General features: G+C 43.2%; 1 protein-coding gene. It reads left to right on the forward strand.

The window, feature by feature from the left end; translation table 11 throughout:
• Positions 1-385 (forward strand): hypothetical protein (locus A3756_RS18055; RefSeq protein WP_231875566.1); only part of this gene is annotated, 385 nt, incomplete at its 5' end.
• Positions 386-421: the final 36 nt, after the last annotated feature.

Genomic DNA, 421 nt, shown 5'->3' on the forward strand with positions numbered 1-421 from the left:
GTCTGTATTGTTAAGTGCATGTGCCGCAGTGTATCACGCGGCGGAAGAAGGGAATTCAGGGTATAGGGATCTAAAAGCTGGGAAAGGGATTTTTTATGTGGAGTATACCGAGAGTGCGAATCGTAGTTGGGAAACGATTCATGGCTTTGCACTAAAGCGCTGTGCTGAAATAGCAAAAGAAAATGGTTACAAATATTTCGACGTCTTGTCTAAAGATGAAAAAGAAGTCTATCTTGAAAGCGATATAGATCAGATAAATGTGGCAAGTCTGGGAGGGGGAGCTCCTGGCAGTTGGAATATACCGGTTAGCAGTTCTTATTCTGTGGAAGGCGTTAAGGTCGAAGGGCGCCGTGTAACCTATAAGATACAACTATCAAATCAATGAGAAAATAATAATGGCAAATGAGCGCCGACGGACAGA

This window comes from Oleiphilus sp. HI0086 (genome assembly GCF_001635225.1).